The sequence below is a fragment of the Gordonia sp. UBA5067 genome (genome assembly GCF_002414845.1).
Taxonomy (GTDB): domain Bacteria; phylum Actinomycetota; class Actinomycetes; order Mycobacteriales; family Mycobacteriaceae; genus Gordonia; species Gordonia defluvii.
The window spans coordinates 1-2,670 of record NZ_DIAX01000053.1; the positions used below are offsets into that span (position 1 = coordinate 1).

At 66.3% G+C, this 2,670-nt stretch carries 3 protein-coding genes; 1 reads left to right on the plus strand and 2 read right to left on the minus strand.

Annotation, left to right across the window (positions count from 1 at the left end):
* Positions 1-723, minus strand: a 723-nt coding sequence (locus tag B4M62_RS08700) for a CocE/NonD family hydrolase (RefSeq protein WP_290706736.1), incomplete at its 3' end; no start/stop codon positions are given.
* A gap of 216 nt (positions 724-939) precedes the next feature.
* Between B4M62_RS08700 and B4M62_RS08705 the strand changes: the two genes are divergently transcribed.
* Complete coding sequence (locus B4M62_RS08705) at positions 940-1,719, plus strand: B3/B4 domain-containing protein (protein ID WP_290706738.1); 780 nt, start codon at positions 940-942, stop codon at positions 1,717-1,719.
* A gap of 27 nt (positions 1,720-1,746) precedes the next feature.
* Here the strand turns inward: B4M62_RS08705 and B4M62_RS08710 are convergent.
* A partial coding sequence (locus B4M62_RS08710) for a gamma-glutamyltransferase (RefSeq protein ID WP_290706740.1) occupies positions 1,747-2,670 on the minus strand: 924 nt, incomplete at its 5' end.

Here is a 2,670-nt window from a genome sequence, read left to right on the forward strand (position 1 = left end):
CTCGCTGTAGTCCCCGCGGGTGTACAGGTCCAGCGCCCAGCGCTCGATTGAGGGAACCATCGCCAGCGGCGACAGGCCTGGCCGCAACGGCAGCTGGCGCAGCCATTCCAGCGACGAGACGCTCTCCAGCGCCGCCTTGCGAACCGGATCGACGACAACCTCCGGGTGCGTCGCCGCTTCCATAAACGCCCAGGCCAGGAAGCGCAGCTCCATCGCACCGTTCTGGCGCACCGAGCTGCTGTAGGCGTTCGCGCCGGCCTGATTGACGACCAGCGCCGCCAGGCTGGGCGGGTTCAGCACCGCCGCCGCCGTCTGTGTCCAGCCGAGGTACGACGTCCCGAACATCCCGACCTTGCCGGTAGACCATGGCTGCGCGCCCAGCCACTCGACCGCGTCGTAGCCGTCCTCCGGCTCCTGGGTCAGAAACGCGAACGTGCCCTCCGAACGGTAACGTCCGCGGCAATCCTGGATCGCGACGACGTAGCCACGCCGCGTGAAGTACTCCGCGCGCATCCGTGTGTCGTCGGCGCGCTTGTTGTACGGAGTCCGGACCAGCAGGACCGGGAACAGCCCCTCGGCGCGGCCGGCCGGGTCATCGATCCGCGCTGGGAAGTACACGTCGGTCGCCAACCGCACCCCGTCGCGCATCGGCATCATCACCTCGAGTGCCGCCAGTACCCCGTACTCGTCAGCCGACTCCGTTGCCCCTCGCCAATCGTCCACACGCTCCTCCTTCGGACTGGTCGTTCTCTGTCAGGACGCATGGTCGCATGAGACCGCGAGATGTGGCGCTCGTCAATGCTCCCCACGAAATTCCCGAATTCCCGATCATATAGAGATCGGGAATTCAGGAATCCGGGAATATGGGACCAAACGACGTCAAGGCCGCCACATCCTCAGGTACGGAGTTGGCGTCCTTGACTGCAGCTCGGCACAGTTATGATGCGCGGGCGTTGGAATGCACTCCCCGTGGAGAGGATAGAGATGAATCATCAGCATACTCCGCAGGCGTTTCTCGCTGGCGCTTCGGTCGATGACGCGGTGTTCGCGCTTCGGCCCGACTATCGCGTCATGTTGCTGGCGGTCGCCCACCTGACGCCCGGCCCGAGCGATGAGGCGAGCGGGACGCTTTTGCAGGAAGCAGAATCAGTTGCGGTCGTGGCGCTTGGCAGCGCGCCGCCCGACCAGCTCCCGCGTGTCGCGACCTGGCGCGATGCCTACCGGGCGTTCGGCGCGAAGCCGCAACGGACCCGGAACAGTCTGGAGGCGCTGCTCCGTCGCGCGCCCACCGGGCTGCCGCGAGTGAACCGGCTCACCGATATCTACAACGCTATCTCAGTCCTCCACCAGATCCCCCTCGGCGGTGAGGATCTGGATCGATACAGTGGCCCGCCGCGGTTGATCCGTGCCACCGGCAGCGAGTCGTTCGACACGATGGCGGATGGCGAGGTCGTGATCGAGCACCCCGAGCCAGGCGAGGTTGTCTGGTGCGACGACGCGGGCGTGACCTGTCGTCGCTGGAACTGGCGTCAGGCTCGTCGAACGCAACTGAGTGACACGACGACCTCAGCGCTCTTCATTCTCGACGTGCTTGACCCGGTAACCGACGAGGAACTGCATGCCGCCACCGATGCGCTCGTCAATCACCTGTCCCGGATCGGACCGCATCTCGGGATCGCGCGTCGTTTGATCTCCATGGCCGGCGCGCGCGATGATTGAGGGCTTTCACACCCGACGCTCTTGCCACTAGCAGCCCATCGCCGCTCCGCCGGATCGCGGGTCTGCGCCGCCACGGAGCCGGCCAGTCGCCGGGTCGCGGGTGACGGCCTGAACCAGCGCGAACTGCCCGTACGGGGCCGGGTTCGGGACGATCTGGAAGCCGCGTCCGGCCAACTCCGCCTTCACCCAGATCGGAATTCGCGATTCGCAGTCCAGCAGATCGCCTTGACAATCGAAACGCGGGGCCGAGACCGCTTCGACCGCCGAGAGGCCGTGGTCGAGCACATTCAGCAGCACCTGCAGCACCCCGGTGATGATCCGCGTGCCACCCGGCGCGCCGAGCGCCAGCACCAGCTCGCCATCGCGCAGCACGATCGTCGGGCACATGCCGGTGATCCGCGATTTGCCCGGCGCGATCGAGTTTGGCAGCCCCGGCTGGGGATTGGCCGCATTCATGATGTTGTTCCAGGTGAAGCCGTAGCCCGGTGAGACGACGCCGCTGCTCGCGCCGAGCGAGTGGGTCAGTGCGATCGCATTGCCGGCGTCATCGACGACGGTGATGTGCGTCGTTGTCGGCGCTTCCGGATAGCGCGGCACGTCGAACCGCTCGCCGGCCTTGATCTTCGCGTACCACTCGTCGGCCCGCTCGTCCGACAGCAGCAGGTCGACCGGCACGTTGTGGAACGCTGGGTCGGCGACCATGCCGTACCAGTCGTGGTAGGCGGCCTTCATTGCATGGCCAACGAGGTCGATGTACTCGACGCTGTTGAGGCCCAGAGCGGCGATGTCCTCATGCTCGATGATCTTCAGGGTCTCGGCCATGCAGACACCGCCGCCGGCCGGCGGATTGGTCAGCACTGTCTGGCCGCGGTAATTCACCCGGATCGGCTCGGAGACGCGCACGCGATAGCTGGCCAGGTCCTCGGCGGTGATGAATGAGCCATTGGCGGC